This is a genomic window from Actinoplanes sp. NPDC049265 (assembly GCF_043197135.1).
Taxonomy (GTDB): Bacteria; Actinomycetota; Actinomycetes; order Mycobacteriales; family Micromonosporaceae; genus Actinoplanes.
In genome coordinates this window covers 80,319-97,957 of record NZ_JBICSP010000005.1, presented here as the reverse complement: position 1 = coordinate 97,957, position 17,639 = coordinate 80,319, and the positions used below count along the sequence as shown (strand labels likewise).

Sequence of the window (17,639 nt, the reverse complement as noted above, 5' to 3'; positions counted from 1 at the left end):
GAATGAGGGTTCGCGGACATGGTTGATCCATCGACGATGCTGGCCGTCGCCGTGGTCGCGCTCGGCATGGCCGTGACGCCCGGCCCGAACGTCATCTACCTGCTCTCGCGGAGCATCGAGGAAGGACGCCGGTCCGGTCTGGTGGCCCTCGCCGGCGTCGGCATCGGTTACGTACTGCACCTGACGGCCGCCGTCTTCGGGCTGTCGGCCGCTCTCACCGCCGTGCCCCGGCTGTACCTCACGTTGCAGCTCGCGGGTGCGGCCTATCTGATCTGGCTGGCCTGGTGCGCGGTACGCAGGAACGGGCCGTCGTTCGCCGCCGCGCGCCGACCGGGAACCGCCGTGAAGAGTCCGTCGTCCGGGATCCGCCTGCTGCTCATGGGCACTCTGACGAACGTGCTCAACCCCAAGGCCCCGCTGATGTACGTCTCACTGCTGCCCCAGTTCATCCGCATGGAGCGAGGTCACCTGGCGGCGCAGGCGGCCGTGCTCGGCGGTACGCACATCGCGGTCAGCCTGGCCACGCACGTCGGCCTGGTGTGTGGGGCGGGAAGCATCGCCGCCTTCCTGGAACGCCGGCCGTCCTGGCTCCGGATCCAGCGTTACGCGACGGCGGCCCTCCTGTTCGTGTTCGCCGCGGAACTGGCGGTCAACGCGGGTGGTCTTTCCTACCAGCGACCGGCCCCCGCACAGGCGGTCGAGGCGGCCGGCCCGCCCACGCCGGCCAAGTACTACATCGTCGCCCGGCCTCCGCATGGCCAGAGCGAAGGCCTGTTCACGATCGCGGCCAAGACGCTCGGCGACGGTCGCCGGCATCGTGAGCTCTTTGCCCTCAATCGCGATCGGCCGCAACCGGACGGCGGGCGGATGACGAACTCGTCCACTGTCGAACCCGGCTGGATTCTGCTGCTGCCGCCGGACGCGCACGGCCGCGGCGTGCTGACCGAGGCTCCGCCCGGGGCGGAGCGTGCTCCGAGCCCACCCGCAGCACCGGCCGCTTCTCGGGGGGACACCGTACGGAGCCCGGCGACGCGCGGTATCGCGTTGGCCCTCGCCGCGATCCTGCTGGTGGTCGAAGTCGTGCTGCTCAGCGGCTTCTCGCTGCGACGGCGCACGCGTCCGCGCGACCCGCCGGCGGCGGAGACCGGCTGACCCGTTCAGCCGGCCAGGGTGACGCGGTTGCGGCCCTCTCCCTTGGCCCGGTAGAGGGCGCCGTCGGCCGCGTCGACCAGGTCGGTAGCGGTCGCCGCCGGTGCGGGGACCGCGGTGGCCACACCGGCGCTGACGCTGACCGTGGCCGACGGACTGTCCTCGTGCGGGATGGCCAGGTTCTCGACCGCCTGGCGGATGCGTTCGGCCACCGCGGCCACCACCGCCGTCTCGCGGACGTCGGACAACAGCACCACGAACTCCTCGCCGCCGTAGCGGGCGACCACATCGGACTCCCGGACGGCGCCCGAGATCGCCTCGGCCACCCGGCGCAGGCACTCGTCGCCGGCCAGGTGGCCGTACCGGTCGTTGAAGAGTTTGAAGTGGTCCACGTCGATCAGGACGAGTCCGACACACTCGTGCGACGAGACCGCCCGCTTCCAGGTGGCGTCGATCCGGCGGTCGAACAGTCGGCGGTTGCCGACGTTGGTCAGGGTGTCCATCAGGCTCAGGCGTTCGACCTCGTCCTTGGCGTTCTGCAGTTCCCGGGTACGCCCGGCGATCCGGTCCTCCAGGGTGCGGTAGAGGATCGCGTTGGCCACCGACACCGCCAGCTGACCACCGAGCAGGCGGACGGCGTCGGTCCGGTCACCGGTGAAGGCGCCGCGGCTATTGGTGTTCTCGAGCACCAGCAGACCGGCCGCGATCGGCACGGCCAGCACCGAACACAGCTGCCGCCCGGCGAAGTACGGGTCGCGGGCGAAACGTTCGTCGCCCAGGGCGTCGTCGAGGACGAGCTGGGTGTTGGTGCGTTGGACGTAGCGGACCACGGACAGCGGTGCCTCGGCCGGCGCGGGGGTGCGTACGTCCCCGGTGTCCCCGTCGACCAGGTCGAGCCGGCCGGTCACCTCGTCGCGGACGAGCAGGGTGACCGCGGTCGCGCCGGCCACCGCGCACAGCTGCTCCTGCACCGCCGCGTGCAGATGGCGCAGGCCGACGGCCGAGCTGATGGCCTGGGACGCGGCCAGGATGGCCAGCAGGTCGACGTCGGAAGCGAGCATCCCGACCGAGGTTCCGGCGGTGTTCACCGCGCGGCGGCGGCCGACTCGGTCACGCAGCCTGCGGACCTTGGCCGTGGCGCCCCACGCCTCGTACTCGTCGTAGGCCTCGGCCAGCAGCAGCTGGGCGGTGGCGGGCAGCCCGGACGACCGGTGGAACTCGGCCGCCCGCTCCAGTGTGAGCGCGCGGTGCCAGGGCCGTCGCACGGTGTCCAGAGCGGTCAGGGCCTCGTCGTACGCCATCCGGGCGGTGACCTCGTCGCCGGCCTTCCACGCCTGCTCGGCCCGGACCAGGTGGAGCAGGTGCCGGAAGTTGGCCGGCATCTGCTCGGCCCGTTCGGCGAACCACTCCGCCACCCCGTCCGCGGGCAGCCCGGCGATCACCCGCAGGAGCATGCTCAACGCGTACTGGTACTGGCCGGTGGTGGTGCGGATCCAGTCGCCGGCGGCGAGCATCGCCCGCCGCAGGGTGACCTGGTCGTCCAGGATCGCGGCGGCCATCGCCTGGAGCAGGTAGGAGTGCGCGGCCCCCCGCCCGCCCCGCTGCCGGATCCGCTGCTCGGCCGGGTCGTCGAAGACGGTCACGACGTCGGCGTCGCCGGTGACGGCCTCGACGAACCTCCGGTACGTCATGATCGTGGTGGTCGTGGTGACGTTCCGGGTCCGGGCGGCCAGGGCCAGGGCGGTGTCGATCTCCTGGTCGAGTGAGCCGAGCGTCGCCGCGACGTCGATCATCGCCCCGAGCGCCGGGAAGTAGACGAAGCAGGCGTGCTGCGGGTCACCGCCCTGGACGAGCGTGTCGCGCATCAGAGCGGCCTCGCGCGGAACGTCGGCGAGGTCCTCGACCCAGTGCATGTTGGCCGCCAGCCAGTAGAAGCCGGCCTGCGCCGCGGCGACCGGGGAATTCAGCCGTTCGGTCACCTCGCGCACGTGCCGGACCACCCGTGGGCCGCTCCGGTAGTCGTCCCGGAGCGAGATGAACAGGCTCCCGATGTTGGACATCACCGAGGCCAGGGCCGGTAGTGGCCCGTGCTCACGCCAGATCCGATGGGACAGCACGACGAGCCGGGCGTAGACCCCCTGATCGGCGAAGAACGCGGCCCCGCTGACCCGGCCGAGCAGCGCGCCGGCCATCTGGATCCGTGCGCCGGCCGGGACGGGCCGATCGGCGTCCGTGCTGACGCTGGTCTGCCCGATCCACCGCCGGACGACGTCCAGCCCGTGGCCGACGGCCCCGGCGTCGTCGGCCGGCACCCCGAAGCCGAGCCGGGCCAGCCAGTCCAGGCCGAGCACCATGGCATCGGCCGGGCGGGCCCGGTTGAGCAGGGAGTCGACCTGGGTGCTGACGGCCGGCGTGAGCTCGACCGGGTCGCCGCCGGTGGCGATGATCCGGTCGTACACGCGGTCGGCCTCGTCCAGCCGGCCGAGCAGGTAGAGCGTCCGGTGCCAGCCGATCAGGGGCGCCGCGGCGCCGGTGGCGTCCATCGCGCAGGCGGCGGCGAGCAGACGTTCCGCGGTGGCGTGGTTGCTCACCCGGACGGCGTGCCCGGCCGCCACCTGGAACAGGTCGCCGACCCGCCGGCGCTCCTCCGGCTCGTCGATCTCCTCCCAGCAGGCGAGGTACTGCTCGACCGCCTCGGCCTCGAAGGCGCCGCTGTGCAGCAGCCGGCGGGCGACCGGGAGCCGCTCGGCCCCGGTGACCAGCGCGCTCGCCGCCTGCTGGACCCGGTCGTGCCGGAAGCCCAGGACCGCGTCGTCGCCGCCGATGCTGAGCAGGCCGTCCTCGAGGGCCGGGGCCAGGGTGCCGATCAGCTCGCCGGCGTCCGTGCCGGTGGCGGCGGCCAGCACCGGGACCGGCACCACGTTGCCCAGCCAGCCCATCACCCGCAGGCACCGGCGGGCGTCGGCGGGCAGCTCGGCCAGCCGGGCGGCGAGCAGGTCGACGACCGCGCCGCTGCCCACGTACCGCCGGATCTGCCTCTCGTCCCAGCTCCAGCCTTGGTCGTCGAGCCGCAGGACACCGTCGTGGCGCAGCGCGTTGATCAGCTCGGTGGTGTCGAACGGGTTGCCGCCGCACCGTTCGCCGAGGACCGCCGCCAGCTCCCGGGCCGACCGGCGGGGCTGCCGCAGCAGCTCGGCCACGAACGTGATCTGGTCGTTCTCGTCCAGCCCGCCCAGGGTGATCAGCGGTGGCGCGCAGTCCATGGCCCGCCAGCGTTCCCGCAGCGCGGTCAGCGGATGCGCGGCGTCGACCTCGTTGTCGCGGTAGGCCCCGATCAGGAACAGGCCGCGCAGGTCGTCGGCGGTCACCACGGCGTCGACGAACTGCAGCGCCGACACGCTGGCCCACTGCAGGTCGTCCAGGACCAGCACCACCGGTTGCTCGGGCGTGGCGACGGCCCGGAACACCTCGATCGCGATCTCGAAGAGCTGCGTGGTCCCGGTCAGCGCGGCCGGGTCGTGCTCGGCCCCGACCAGGGCGGCGACCTCGGGGAGGACCGCGGCGGCGAGGGCGACGTCGTGGACGGTGCCGGTGATGCGGGCCCGGTGGGCCGCCAGCTCCCGCTCGGGCTCGGCCAGCAACCGCCGGGCCAGCTCCTGCAGGGCCTGCAGGACGCCGTTGACCACGTTGTCCTGCCGGTACTGGTCGTGCTTGGCCGAGACGAACCAGCCGCGCCGCCGGGTCGCCCAGGCCGCCGTCCGGGTGATCAGCGTCGACTTGCCGACCCCGCTGGTCCCGGCGACCAGTACGCTGCGGCGCCGGCCCCGCATGGCCTCGGCGAACGAGGTCCGGAGCAGGTCCAGCTCGGCGGTGCGGCCGACCAGTGAGGCGGGCATGATCCGTTCGGGGTAGTCGCGCTCACCGAGCTGGTTGAGCTCGCCGTCGGCGAGGAGCCGGCTGAGGTCGTAGGCCAGCCCGCCGGCGCTCTGATAACGATGGCCGGGATCCTTCTCCAGCAGCCGGGCCACGATGTCCGACAGACCGACGCCGACCTCGGGCACCACCTCGGCCAGCGGCGCCGGGACGGCGGTCAGGACCTCGTGCACCAGGTGCAGCGGGTCGTCGTCGGGGAACGGCGGCCGGCCGGTCGCGAACGCGTACACGGTGGCGCCGAGGGCGTAGAGGTCGGCGCGCTGGTCGACGGCGAGCGCGGTGCGGCCGGTCTGCTCGGGCGCGAGGTAGGGCAGCTGCCCCGGGATCCGCTCCGGGCGCATGAACGCCGGCCGGACCTCGGCGAAGGTCGTGGCCAGGTCGAAGTCGATGAGCACGGGCTCGTGGTCGGGTTCGCCCAGGACGACGTTGTCCGGGTTGATGTCGCGGTGCATCACCCGGGCCGCGTGTACGCGTTCGACGATGTGCGCGAGCCGCAGCGCCAGCCGGCCGAGCACCGGTGGCGGCAGGGCGCGCAGTCCGGTCCGCCCGGGTACGTCGTGCAGCACCAGCCGGTGCGGTTCGCCCGGATGCTGGGGTGCCAGCCGGGTCACGCCGTCGACGCCGGCCAGCCGTTCCAGGATGTGCCGTTCGTGCTGGACCCGGGCGGCGGCGTCCGGGCCGTGCGTTTCCTTGACCACGAAGCCGCCGTCCCGGCGCACGGTGGTACGCGGGCCGGCCCAGAGGGGCGTCTCGCTCCCGGCGGCGCTCATGGGGGACCTCTCTGCCGAACTCCGGACACAGTTCTGTTCGGCAGCGAGGGTGAAACCTGAGGCTGGTCAGCCGAAGAACTCGTGGATCTGCGCCAGCGTCAGGTAGCCCTGCTGGTGTTCGAGTTCGCGCGGCGCGCTGGGCAGTGACTTCTTCGTCACCTCGACCGTGGGGGGCTCGGCCGGCATCGCGGCCAGCGGGGGCATGGGCGGCAGGCGGGGGAGGCCCATCGCCTCGCGGATCACCTCGAACATGCCGGTCAGCTCGGCCGCGGCCAGTTTGACCAGGTCGGACGGTACGGGCGGGGCGGCGCTGGTGAAGTTGGCCCGCACCTGGGTGCCGTGCCGGCGGATGTCGGCGCTGGGGCGCAGGTGGTCGAGCTTGTCCTCGGCGACGATGCCCAGCTCGCAGGTGGTCATGCCGGAGCCACGCCACCAGGAGCGCCACGCGGGGTCGGCGGCCAGGGTCAGTGCGACGTGCTGCAAGGCTGCCATGTAGGCCTTGGGCGCGCGGGAGTCGTCCCGGGTGGTCGTACCCAGCTGTGGACGCAACCACGTCTCCATCACCGCATGGTGACAAACCGGACGCTGGGCCGGCCGGACCCGGACCGGGCGCGTCCGGGTGGATGGTGCTCGTCACAGGTTCGCGACGGGTTTATCTGTATAAGCCAGTGATATAAATCAGGGGTGCAGCCGGTGGCCACGACGATCAAGCCCGACGATGCGCGCGTCATCGCTGGATTCGAGCGGTTCTACGAGGCCCTGCGGCGGCTGACGCCACGCTCGGAGCTGAGCCTGACCGCCGCCTCCACGCTGCGGCGGCTCGAACGGTCCGGTCCGCACCGGCTCAGCGAGCTGTACGTGCCCGAGGGCGTCTCCCAACCGGCGATGACCCAGCTGGTCACCCGGCTCGAGCGGGAAGGCCTGGTCCGCCGGGGCGGCGACCCCGCCGACGGCCGGGTGGTCGTCGTCAGCATCACCGACGAGGGCCGCAGCGCCGTGGCCCGTCGCCGCGACGGCCGGGCCCGGGCGCTGGCCGACCTGCTGGAGCAGCTGCCCGACGACGAGCACGCCGCCCTGCTCGAAGCACTCCCCGCCCTCCGGCGGCTGGGTGACCTGATCACTGAGTAAAAGAGGAGCCGTTCCGTGCTCTCCGTGGACCACCCCCGCTACAAGTGGGTCGCGCTGTCGAACACGACCCTCGGCACCCTGCTCGCCACCATCAACGCCTCGATCGTGCTGATCTCGCTACCGGCGATCTTCAAGGGCATCGACCTCAACCCGCTCACCCCCGGCAACGTCAGCTACCTGCTCTGGATGCTGATGGGCTACATGCTGGTCACCGCGGTGCTGGTGGTCACCCTGGGCCGGCTGGGTGACATGTACGGCCGGGTCCGGATCTACAACGCCGGCTTCGCGATCTTCACGCTGACCTCGATCGTGCTCTCCCTCGACCCGTTCGACGGCAGCGGCGGCGCCCTGTGGCTGATCGGCTGGCGGGTGGTGCAGGCGATCGGCGGCGCGATGCTGATGGCCAACTCGGCCGCGATCATCACCGACGCGTTCCCGGCCCGGCAGCGCGGCATGGCGCTCGGCGTCAACATCGTGTCGGCGCTGGCCGGCTCGTTCATCGGCCTGGTGGCCGGCGGGGTGCTGGCCGAGTGGGACTGGCGCTCGGTGTTCTGGGTGAACATCCCGCTCGGCATCCTGGGGACGGTGTGGGCGTACCGCTCGCTGCACGACAGTGGCGTCCGCCGGAAGGCGAAGATCGACTGGTGGGGCAACCTGACCTTCGCGGTCGGTCTCACCGCGGTGCTGGCCGCCATCACGTACGGGATCCAGCCCTACGGCGGCCACACGATGGGCTGGACCAACCCGTGGGTGCTGACCGGGCTGATCGGCGGCGTCGTGATCCTGGTGCTCTTCGGCGTGATCGAGGCCCGGGCCGCCGAGCCCATGTTTCCGCTCGCGCTGTTCCGCAACGCGGCTTTCACCAGTGGCAACGCGGCCAGCCTGCTGGCCGCGATCGCCCGTGGCGGCCTGCAGTTCATGCTGATCATCTGGTTGCAGGGCATCTGGCTGCCACTGCACGGGTACGACTACGAGTCCACCCCGCTCTGGGCCGGCATCTATCTGCTCCCGCTGACCATCGGCTTCCTGATCGCCGGGCCGTTGTCGGGCTGGCTCTCCGACCGTTTCGGGTCGCGCCCGTTCGCCGCCGGTGGCCTGCTGGTGATGGCCGCGTCGTTCGCCGGGCTGCTGCTCGTACCCGGTGATTTCTCGTACCCCGTCTTCGCGATCTTGATCTTCGTCAACGGTGTCGGCGGCGGCCTGTTCTCGGCGCCGAACACCTCGCTGGTGATGTCCAGCGTGCCGGCCAACATGCGCGGCGCCGCGTCCGGCATGCGCGCGACCTTCATGAACGCCGGCCAGGTGCTGTCCATCGGGGTGTTCTTCTCGCTGATGGTGGCCGGGCTGGCCGACCACCTGCCCGGCACACTGAGCGCCGGGCTGACCGCGCAGGGCGTGCCCGCGGCGACCGCCGGCCAGGTCGCGGGCCTGCCGCCGGTCGGCACCCTGTTCGCGGCGTTCCTCGGCTACAACCCGATCGCCGAGTTGCTCGGGCCCCAGGTGCTGGGCGCGCTGCCGCCCGGCAACGCGGCCGTGCTGACCGGCCTGTCGTTCTTCCCGCGGCTGATCGCCGGCCCGTTCCACGACGGCCTGGTGATCGTCTTCTGGATGGCGATCGGGCTGGGCGTCCTCGGCGCGCTGGCCTCGCTGGTCCGTGGCCCGCGCACGCCGGAAGCCACCGACGAGGTCACCGCCGAGACCAAGCTCGAGGCCGAGATCGCCGAGGCGCAGCCGCTGACCCCGGCCACGCCGGTGGCCGAGCGCTGACCGACCGCGCCGCCGGCTCGCCGCGCAACCCGAGGTGGTCCGGGACAGAGGCGGTGCACTTTCGTTCTGGCCGTGCGACCACAATGGCTCGAAGCACTATTGTCGCGATTCATGTCTTCCGGTTGGGTCGCCTCCCCGCAGGCGCCGCATCAGTTCTCGGGTGAGGGTCTCGGCGCGGACTTCGAGACCGAGCGGATCGAGTTCGCCGAGATCGACGGGCGGCCGGTGGTGGTGTTCGCCGGCCGGTCGGCGTCCGACGTACCGCTGCGCGTGCTCGATCTCGAGACCGGCGTACGGCGGCCGGACCGGTCGCTGCTGCACGGCTGGGCGGTACCGAGTGCGATGCAACTGGGCCGCGCCGACGGCCGTCCGCTGCTCGTGACCGGTTCGTCGGATCTGGTCACGGTGCGCGACCCGGCGACCGGCGAACCGGCCGCCCCGGGCCGGCGCGGGCCGGCCTATCCGACAGCGGTCGGGCTCGGCGCGGGCCTGGTCGCCTCGGCCAACCGGGACGAGATCCGGGTCTGGGAGCTGGACGGCACACCCCGAGCCACCCATCCCACCGGTGGGCTCGCGTTCGTCGAGCACGGCGACCGGCTGCTGGTGGTGACCGGGGCCGCCGGGCAACTGCAAGTCCTGGACGCGCTCACCGCCGAGCCCGTCGGCGCCTCGTTCCCCGGGCACGATGCCATGGTCGCGGCGGTCGAGCACCGGGGCGAGTTGCTGATCGTCTCGCAGCGTTGGAACCAGGGACCGGACGCCGCGCCGCCGGCCTGGAACGTGTCCGCCGGTGCGGAGCACACCCTGCCGAGGCTGTGGCGGACCGGGCCGGAGGTCCCGGCGACCTCGAACGAGACTGTGTGGCTGACCCGGCTCGGGCTGGCCGAGATCGGTGGCGAACTCGCGGCGGCGTTGGTCTGGAAGATCGGATCCGAGCGCCGGGTGGACATCTGGCTGCCCGGCGAGGAGGAAGCGCTCCGCTCCGAAGGGGCCGGGGCGGGCGCCGTCTCGGCCGGCTTCGTCGCCTTCGCCGGGGAGCACGGCGCCTTGTCGGTGCTGGACACCTCGACCGGTGTAGCGCTGGAAAGCGACCTCTACGGCGGCCCGATGGAGGGGTTCAGCGGACTGGGCACGGCCGGCGGCCGGCCGGTCGTGATCTTCGACAGCGGCCGGGTCTGGGACCTGGAAGGCGGCCGGCCGATCCGCCACCGAGCCGGGGACGGCCCGATCGTCCCGGCAACTCCGGCGCGGGTCGCGACGATCAGAGGCGACGGGATCCGGATCCGGGACACCGCCTCCGGCTCCGACGTGGCGACCATCGATCACCGCAACCGGCACGCGGACGGTGTGCCGCCGTACCCGGTGACCGCCCTCGCCGTGGGTGGCTCGCTGCTCGCCACCGGTTCGGACAACGGCCTGGTCCGAGTCTGGGATGTCTCGACCGGCGAGCCGATCGGGATGCCGTGGCAAGGGGGCGCCGGCCCCGTGTCGGCCCTGGGGGTTACCCGCTGGGCCGGCCGGCCGGCGGTGATCGCCGCCCATCAGCCGGAGTCGCCGCGACTGTGGCTGGTCGACGAATCGTCCCGGGGCGCCGGTCACACTGACCCCGTCACCGGCCTGACCGCGGTGGTGCGAGCGGGGCGGCCCGGCTTCGCATCCGCCGATGAGAGCGGCGCGATCCTCCTGTGGGACGCGGCCGGCCGGACCGTCGGTGGCCCGATCGCGGCCCATGACGGAGAGATCGGTGGTCTGGTCTACGCCGGTGGGATTCTGATCAGCGCGGCCGACGACGGAATCCGGCGCTGGGACCCGGACACCGGCGAGCGGATCGGCGAGCCCCTGTCCGAAGTCGGCGGCGGGCGGCTCGCTGCCACGGGATCACTGGTCGCCACGGTCACCGACGGACATCTGCGGGTGTGGGACGCCCCGACCGGTGCTGTCGTCGGGGACCTGCGGGTGCCGGGCGAGGCCGCCGTGCACGCTCTCGCCGTCGCGGACGGCAAGCTGGTCGCGCTGACCGCCGGTGAGCCGGATCCGGAGCTGTTTCCCGACGCGGAGCCGGAACTGGGGATGGTGACGATCTGGGACGTCGCCGCCGCCGTCCCGCTGCTACCGCCGTGGCTGACCCCCGAGGACCGTGGAGCCGGTGTGTTCACCGAGGTCGGCGGCCGGGTGATGGCGGTGCACAGCACCGACGCGTACACCGCCGACGGTGACGAATGGACCGACCCGTACGAAGCCGGCTGGCTGCACCTGTGCGATCTGGCCACGGGTGAACGCCGGGCGACGCTGGAACGCGAAGCCGGCTGGATCCAGGCGATCGAGGTGGCGACGGTGCACGGCCGCCCGATCGCGTTCGTCGCGGCCGAGGAGGGTGTGGAGAGCTGGGACCTCGGCCGCGCCGCCCGGTCCGGACCGGACGTCGCGGGCCTGCTCGGATCGGTCACCTGCGTTGCGGTGACCGAGGTGGACGGCGTGGCGATCGTGGCCGTCGGCGACTACGAGGCCGGGGTCTCCATCTACCCGCACGAGCTCAGAGCGGTATCCGGCGATCGGACACCGCTCTGAGCGTGAGCGTCGGCGTTACAGCTGGGCGGCGAGCAGGGTGGCGGCGACCGAACGGGCGTCGGCCATCGCCTGCGGGCGCCGGTCCATCCGGGCCCCGGCCATCGCGCCGTCGTAGAGCACCATCAGCTGAGCGGTCAGCTGCTCGGGGTCGCGGGCGCCGGCGTCCCGGGCCAGCTCGGTGAACAACCCCCGGGTCCAGGCCCGGGTGGTGTCACACACCTCCTGCACGGCCCCGCCGTCCGGGGACTCGGCCGAGGCGTTGTAGAACGCACACCCCCGGAAGGTCGGCGCGCCGGCGACCTCGGCCAGCACGTCGAACACACCGAGCAGGCGTTCCCTCGGATCCTCGTACGCCGCGAGGCTGTGCAGCAGGCGCACCCGGCGCCGCTCGTGCCGCCCCTCCAGGTAGGCCCGGACCAGCGCCTCCTTGCTGCGGAAGGCGCTGTACAGGGAGGCCTTGGCCACGCCGGCGCGATCGATGACCCGGTCGATGCCGACGGTGTGCACGCCCTCGGCATAGAACAGCTCGTCGGCCGCGGCCAGCAGCCGGTCCCGGACCGGCGGCTTCTTGATCGTCACAGCGGTCATGATTTGACGCTAACCGACAGACTTGTCGTATTGAGTCGTATTTCACCCGTGTCGCCGCTACGGGCGACCCGGTTTCGCGAGGTGAAGCCTAATTTGGGCGAAAACCGGCGAGAGGTATGGAATGCGAAGGATTCTGATGGCCGCGACGGCCATCGGTGTGACAGTGGCCGGCGCCGCCGTGGCCGCGAACGCCTGGGCCGGACCGGACCAGCCGGCCGCGGGGATCACCTGGGGCAAATGCGCGAGCCCGGCGCTGGCAGCGCGGAAGGCGGAGTGCGGGTTCGTGGCAGTGCCACGGGACTGGGCCCGTCCGGACGGAGCGACGCTCAAGCTGGCCGTGTCCCGGATCAAGCACACGGCCGCCGACTACCAGGGCATCATGCTGGTCAACCCGGGCGGGCCGGGCGGGGCCGGGCTCACCCTGTCGGCGCTCGGCGACTACGTGCCCGGCGGTGCGGGCAAGGCGTACGACTGGATCGGGTTCGACCCACGCGGCGTCGGCTCGTCCAAACCGGTGCTGAGCTGCGACGACAAGTACATCGGGTACGACCGCCCGGCCTACGTGCCGAGCACGGCCGCGATCGAGAAGGACTGGCTGGCCCGTACCGCGAAGTACGCCGCCGACTGTGACCGGGCCGGCGGCAAACTGCTCGACCACATGACAACCGTGGACAACGTCCGCGACATGGACGCGATCCGCCGCGCGCTGGGCGCCGAGCAGATCAACTTCTACGGCTTCTCGTACGGCACCTACCTCGGCCAGGTCTACGCCACGCTGTTCCCGCAGCGGGTGCGGCGGATGGTCCTGGACGGCAACGTGGACCCGGCCCGGGTCTGGTACGACGCCAACCTCGACCAGGACCTCGCCTTCGAGAAGTCGATGAAGGTCTACTGGGCCTGGGTCGCCGCCCACGACGACGTCTACCACCTGGGCCGGACCGGCGCGGCGGTCGAGAAGCGCTACTACGGCCTGCTCAAGCAGGTGGCGAGCAAGCCGGCGGCCAAGGTGATCGGGCCGGCCGAGCTGACCGACGTGTTCCTCCAGGCCGGCTACTACGTGTTCGGCTGGGCGACGGTCGCCGAGGCATTCTCGGCGTACGCCGTGAAGAAGGACGCCGCGCCGCTGAAGAAGCTCTTCGACGAGGGCAACCCGCAGACCGCGAACGCCGACAACGGGTACGCCGTCTACCTCGCCGTCCAGTGCACCGACGCGCCGTGGCCGTCGCCCTGGTCGACGTGGCGCTCGGACAACTGGGCCGTGCACGCCCAGGCGCCCTTCGAGACCTGGGGCAACGCCTGGTTCAACGCGCCCTGCCGGAAGTGGGGGGCCAGGTCGGCCAAACCGGTCGCGGTGACCGGGATCAAGGCGCCGCCGGTGCTGCTGATCAGCGAGACGCTGGACGCGGCGACCCCGTTCACCGGCAGCCTCGAGGTGCGCAAGCGGTTCCCCCGGGCGGCGCTGATCGAGGGCGTCGGCGGGACCACGCACGCCGGCTCGCTGTTCGGCAACAAGTGCGTGGACGGCGCCGTGGCCGCGTACCTCGCGAACGGGTCTCTGCCCAAGCGGGTCAAGGCCAACACCTCGGACCTGAAGTGCAAGCCGCTCGCCCCGCCGGCCGCGGCCGCCGCCGAGAAGAGCGCCGCCCAGCCGCTCAGCCGAGCGGACCTTCAGCACCGGATCGGCGTGCGTTGAGCTCCGCCGCCTCCTGACGCAGCTCCGCCGGGATCAGCTCGAGCAGTTGGTCCCGGCGCAGCGGCAGATCGAGCAGGCTGAGCTTCACCCGGCTGCGGCCGGCGTGCGCGCTCGCGTCCAGCCGGACCACCTCGGCCGCGTCCACCCGCATCCGGGCGGTCAGAACGTCACCGGGTTTCAGCTCGCCGGCCGCGGTCCCGTCCACGTCGACCGCGACCGGCGCGCTGTCCTCGGCCACGGTCAGCGACACCACGTCACCGGCGCCGAGCACGACCGCCCGGCCGATGCCGGCCATCGGCGCGACCGGCGCGATCACCGTGCACGCGGCCGAGGGGGAGAGGATCGGCCCGCCGGCCGCGTAGTTGTAGGCGGTCGAGCCGTTCGGAGTGGCCAGCACCACCGCGTCGCACTTGTAGTAGCCGTACCGCAGGTCGTTCACGGCCAGGTCGATCGAGACGGCGCCGGTGCGGCCGAGGCGGGCCAGCACCACGTCGTTGAAGCCGTAACCGGTCGACAGTTCGTCGGGCCCGCTGGTCTCGGCGACCAGGCAACCGTGCTGCTCGACGGTGAAGTCGCCGTCGGCCAGCCGGGCCAGCGCCGCCTCCAGCCCCGAGGGCGTCACCTCGACCAGGAAGCCCAGGTTGCCGTGGTTGACCCCGAGCACCGGGACCGGCCGGTCGGCGACCAGGCGCATCGCCCCGAGCATGGTCCCGTCCCCGCCGAGCGAGACCACGCCCGCGACCCGGCGCCGGAACTCGTCGTCGGACACCACCTCGACCTCCGGCGGAACCCGATCGCGATCCTGGTCGAGGGCCAGCACCGGCTGCCCGGCGGCCTCGGCCCACCGCACGATCGTGGTGATCGACTCGCCGACCGGCTTCCGCGGGTGCAGCACCAGCCCGATGGTCTCAACTCCATGGTCCACACACCCACGATAGGGGGAACGCTCGTAGGGCCGCGCAGGGACAGAAGGGCACCCAGATTTGGGTTTCCGGCCGGCCGAGCGCCGCGAGCCTCCCTCGGGACCTGGACCAATTCATCGGGTGGGGCCCGTGTCACACAAAAAGGAACGAAGCGCCGACTACCGGGCCCGCCATAGTTTTCCTGAATGCGAAAGCTGATCCTGCTGGTCCCGATCCCTCTCCTGACCGTCGCCACCGACTGATGAACATCGTCGTCCTGCTGCCGGTGATCGCTTGCCTGTTCGGTGGAACCGCCGCGTTCAAATGGCAGACAGTTGCGACCCGGCGCGGTATCCCGGAACCGGTGGCACCTCCGCCACGGGGCGACGTGGGTTACGGCCCGCGTACCTCGCGTGACCCGTTCTCCCTGGTGCTACTGGGCGACTCGTTCGCCGCCGGGTACGGCGCCCACCGCTCGCGTGAGACCCCGGCCGCGCTCCTGGCCGCCGGGATCTCGCGCCGGCTTCGGCGGCGGGTCACAGCTCACACTCTGGCCGTGCCGGGTGCGGAGACCCCCGACCTGCCTTACCAGGTGGACCGAGCCCTGTGCCTGGCGCCGGACCTGGCGGTCATCTACATCGGCGGGAACGATGTCACCATGCTGGCCGGCCAGCGGAAACGGGTGCGACAGCTGGGCATCGAGGTGCGCCGGCTACGTGCGGCCGGCTGCACGGTCGTCGTCGGCACCTGTCCCGACCTGGGCGTGCTACCGCCGTTCCGACCACCGTTGAGCTGGGTGGCCCGGTTTCTGAGCCGTCGGCTGGCGGCGGCCCAGACCATCGAGGTGGCTCGGGCGGGTGGTTTCACCGTGTCGCTCGCGAGTCTTCTCAACCCCTACTTCGCGGCCGACCCCGAGCGCATGTTCGGACATGACCGCTTCCACCCTTCCGCCGAGGGGTATGCCCGAGCCGTCGCCGTCACCTTGCCCACCGTTCTGGCCGTGCTGCCGGCCGGCCCCGGATCCCGGCCCCGGCGCGGGTCCGGCCGCTGGAAGAGGCGGCGCACGAGGCCGCCGGCCGGGCCGGCGACCCGGTGCACCCCGATCTCGTCCGCTGACGTCGTGCCCCCGACGCCGTCCCGTTTCTGCTCAGCCGCGACGATGCGCCCGGCTGATGGGAAAGCGCGAACTGACAGCGCGTAGGCCGATCCCGGTCACCCTAGGTCCAGCTCCGGATCTGGGCGGCCTGGCCGACGAGCGCGCCGCCGTCGACCAGGTTCCAGACCGTGCTGTCCTCGATCCAGAACCGGCCGCCGTCCTTGCGGACCCGGGGACCGCGGTAGTCGTCGGCGTACCCGTCGCGCCGCACCGACTCCATGAAGGCCCGGCGCTCGTCGCGGTCCTGCGCCCCCGCCGACAGGCGGGAGGGCAGGCCGACCAGTTCATCCGTGTCGTACCCGAACAGCTCCTGGGCGGTCCGGTTGGCGTAGACGAACACCGGGTCGGGCGACGTGTCGTGGGCCAGCAACCCGAACGGCGCCGCGCCGAGCCATGCCGCCGCCTCCGGGCCGTGCAGGCCGTCGGGGACCAGGGGCCGGCCGGTCAGCCGCAGGTAGCTGCCGGCCAGCAGGTCGGCGAAGGACGCCGGGTCGGTCACTGGACGAAGATGTCGACCGAGGGCCGCATCTGGGCGCAGATCCGCAGCACCTCGTGGATCGGGTGCTCTTCGAACGCCTTGACCAGGGTGGTGTCGAGCGAGCCGGGGTCGTGGTCGGCGGCGGGGTACGCGGTCTGGGTGAGCAGGTAGTCGAACCGGGGCGCCCACTTGCGGGAGCCCAGCCGGGCCGTGGTCGAGCAGTTGTCCACCATGTACGCGACGCCGCGGGCGTGCATGTACGGGTTGAGCGAGTCCGTCGCCTCGATGACCGACTCGTTGGCGATCTCCGAGTACGGGTGACCCTGCTCGATGAACGTGTCGATCTGCGCCATCATGACGCCGCAGAAGATGCCCGCGGTGAACGGGTCGAGGGGCAGCGCCTCGTCGTCGCGGTCCTGCCGGGCGACCTCACCGGCCCGCCACATGTCGGCCTGGTCGATGCGGCCCATCGGGAACCGGTCCAGCCGCCGGCCGGCCAGGATGACGCTGCGGATCTCGTTGCCCGAGCTGACCTCGTCGTAGATCTCGTGGGTGAGTTCCAGGCCGACCGGGTACGCGGCCGCGTACGCCCGCCCGAAGGTCTCCCGCTGGCCCGCGTCCAGCCGCCGGTACAGGCCGAGCAGACCGTCCTTGGACACGGTCCGCGAGATCGGCCCGGTGACGCAGTCGACCGAGTGCCGGTACGCGTCGGTCTCGCTCAGGCCCTGATCCCGGAACCGCCGGTAGAGGCTCTCGACGATGCCGTGCACGCCGCCGAGCAGGATCGCCCGCTCGCCGGTCAGGTCGGACACGTACTCCGAGCGCAGCGTGGTCCGGAAGGTGTATGGCGCGCCCAGCCCGACCGACCAGCCCAGCGCCCGCTCGACGGCCCGGCCGCTGACGTCCTGTTCGACCGCGAAGCTGGCGTTGATGCCGGCGCCGTTGGTCCGCGCCCCCTGCACGTAGAGGGCCCGTACCGAGGCGCCCATGCCCTTGGGGCACACCGCGATCACGTCGATGCCGGCCGGGAAGGTGGCGCCCTGCCGGTCGAGGTGGCCGAGCAGGAAGCCGTGCGACAGGCCGAGCGTCGCGCCGGGCCGCAGGGCGGCGAAGATCCGCTCGTACAGGGCGGCCTGGGCGGCGTCGGAGATGAGCAGCAGGACCATGTCGGAGGCGGCGATGACCTCGAACATCTCGCCCAGCGTCCCGTCCGCCTCGGTGAAACCGGCGTCCCGGGCGGCGGCGAACGACGACGAACCATCGCGCAGGCCCACGACCACCCTGAGCCGGCCGCCGAGGGAATCGCGCAGGTTCTGGGCCTGCGCCGAGCCCTGCGGGCCCCAGCCGATCACGGCGGTCTGGTTGATGCCCTCGAACGCCCGGGGCAGCCGGTCGAACAGATCACGGCCGCCGCGCACGATGCCCTCGCGTGTGCCCGCGAGGGTGATGTGTTCCTGGTCGAAGACGCTGGTCGTGAAGTCCAGCTCAGTCGTGGTCATGCTGGCGA

Annotated in this window: 12 protein-coding genes; 6 read left to right on the top strand and 6 right to left on the bottom strand. The window is 72.2% G+C overall.

Annotation, left to right across the window (positions count from 1 at the left end; translation table 11 throughout):
* Positions 1-18 precede the first annotated feature (18 nt).
* Positions 19-1,152, top strand: coding sequence for a LysE family transporter (locus tag ACGFIO_RS15005; RefSeq protein WP_392826582.1), 1,134 nt, complete (start codon positions 19-21; stop codon positions 1,150-1,152).
* Positions 1,153-1,157: 5 nt separating this feature from the next.
* Here the strand turns inward: ACGFIO_RS15005 and ACGFIO_RS15000 are convergent, their stop codons facing one another.
* Both ACGFIO_RS15000 and ACGFIO_RS14995 read right to left on the bottom strand, forming a co-directional pair.
* Positions 1,158-5,852 (bottom strand): diguanylate cyclase, encoded by a 4,695-nt coding sequence (locus ACGFIO_RS15000; protein ID WP_392826580.1) that lies wholly within the window; start codon positions 5,850-5,852, stop codon positions 1,158-1,160.
* A gap of 66 nt (positions 5,853-5,918) precedes the next feature.
* Positions 5,919-6,413 carry a hypothetical protein gene (locus ACGFIO_RS14995; protein ID WP_392826579.1) on the bottom strand — a complete coding sequence of 165 codons (495 nt, stop codon included), beginning with the start codon at positions 6,411-6,413 and terminating at the stop codon, positions 5,919-5,921.
* A gap of 132 nt (positions 6,414-6,545) precedes the next feature.
* Here ACGFIO_RS14995 and ACGFIO_RS14990 point away from each other — a divergent pair, with 132 nt between their 5' ends.
* The 3 genes from ACGFIO_RS14990 to ACGFIO_RS14980 all read left to right on the top strand — a co-directional run bounded on the left by ACGFIO_RS14990 (position 6,546) and on the right by ACGFIO_RS14980 (position 11,315).
* Positions 6,546-6,980 carry a MarR family winged helix-turn-helix transcriptional regulator gene (locus tag ACGFIO_RS14990; protein WP_392826578.1) on the top strand — a complete coding sequence of 145 codons (435 nt, stop codon included), beginning with the start codon at positions 6,546-6,548 and terminating at the stop codon, positions 6,978-6,980.
* A gap of 15 nt (positions 6,981-6,995) precedes the next feature.
* Positions 6,996-8,747: an MFS transporter gene (locus ACGFIO_RS14985; protein ID WP_392826576.1), complete on the top strand. Its 1,752-nt coding sequence runs from the start codon at positions 6,996-6,998 to the stop codon at positions 8,745-8,747.
* 111 nt (positions 8,748-8,858) lie between these two features.
* Positions 8,859-11,315: a WD40 repeat domain-containing protein gene (locus ACGFIO_RS14980; protein WP_392826574.1), complete on the top strand. Its 2,457-nt coding sequence runs from the start codon at positions 8,859-8,861 to the stop codon at positions 11,313-11,315.
* Between the two features lie 15 nt (positions 11,316-11,330).
* On the opposite strand, the gene ACGFIO_RS14975 is transcribed toward ACGFIO_RS14980, so the two are convergent.
* Entirely contained in the window at positions 11,331-11,903 is a 573-nt protein-coding gene (locus ACGFIO_RS14975; RefSeq protein WP_392826572.1) for a TetR/AcrR family transcriptional regulator, read from the bottom strand.
* A 136-nt stretch (positions 11,904-12,039) separates the two neighbouring features.
* Here ACGFIO_RS14975 and ACGFIO_RS14970 point away from each other — a divergent pair, with 136 nt between their 5' ends.
* On the top strand, positions 12,040-13,596 hold the full coding sequence (locus ACGFIO_RS14970) for an alpha/beta hydrolase (protein WP_392826570.1): 1,557 nt from the start codon (positions 12,040-12,042) through the stop codon (positions 13,594-13,596).
* On the opposite strand, the gene ACGFIO_RS14965 is transcribed toward ACGFIO_RS14970, so the two are convergent.
* A complete protein-coding gene (locus tag ACGFIO_RS14965) occupies positions 13,556-14,521 on the bottom strand; it encodes an NAD(+)/NADH kinase (RefSeq protein ID WP_392826568.1) in 966 nt (321 codons plus the stop codon). The two genes, ACGFIO_RS14970 and ACGFIO_RS14965, sit on opposite strands and share 41 nt — an antisense overlap.
* Positions 14,522-14,760: 239 nt before the next feature.
* On the opposite strand from ACGFIO_RS14965, the gene ACGFIO_RS14960 reads away from it, so the two are divergent.
* Entirely contained in the window at positions 14,761-15,699 is a 939-nt protein-coding gene (locus tag ACGFIO_RS14960) for an SGNH/GDSL hydrolase family protein (protein ID WP_392826566.1), read from the top strand.
* A 16-nt stretch (positions 15,700-15,715) separates the two neighbouring features.
* Here the strand turns inward: ACGFIO_RS14960 and ACGFIO_RS14955 are convergent, their stop codons facing one another.
* Positions 15,716-16,153 (bottom strand): MEKHLA domain-containing protein, encoded by a 438-nt coding sequence (locus ACGFIO_RS14955; protein ID WP_392826564.1) that lies wholly within the window; start codon positions 16,151-16,153, stop codon positions 15,716-15,718.
* Positions 16,150-17,631, bottom strand: a complete 1,482-nt coding sequence (locus ACGFIO_RS14950) for a hypothetical protein (protein ID WP_392826562.1) — start codon at positions 17,629-17,631, stop codon at positions 16,150-16,152. Before ACGFIO_RS14950 ends, ACGFIO_RS14955 begins: the two co-directional genes overlap by 4 nt.
* Positions 17,632-17,639: the final 8 nt, after the last annotated feature.